This window comes from Natrialba sp. PRR66 (genome assembly GCF_034808065.1).
GTDB classification, from domain to species: Archaea; Halobacteriota; Halobacteria; order Halobacteriales; family Natrialbaceae; genus Natrialba; species Natrialba aegyptia.
The window spans coordinates 1-275 of record NZ_JAXHGN010000090.1; the positions used below are offsets into that span (position 1 = coordinate 1).

The 275-nt window shown below is 67.6% G+C and carries 1 pseudogene; it reads left to right on the forward strand.

Going from position 1 to position 275, the window contains the following annotated elements:
* Window positions 1-275 (forward strand): annotated as a pseudogene (locus tag SM755_RS23600) (hypothetical protein); the annotation flags it as partial.

Here is a 275-nt window from a genome sequence, read left to right on the forward strand (position 1 = left end):
GTCCTGACTGAGATAGAGCAGGTCAACGAGGATGTGCTCCGCGCCCGAGTCGTCGACCCGACGGGCGCGTTCGTCGTGTACGCCGGGCAGTACCAGCCCGACGAGATGGCCGCGTTAGAGCGGATGGACCCCCCTGCCTTTGTCGCGGTGACAGGTAAGGCGAACGCGTTCCAGCCGGACGATTCGGACAGGGTGTTCACCTCGATCCGGCCGGAGAGCATCAACCGCGTCGACGACGAGACGCGGGACCGCTGGGCGGTCGCCACCGCCGAGCG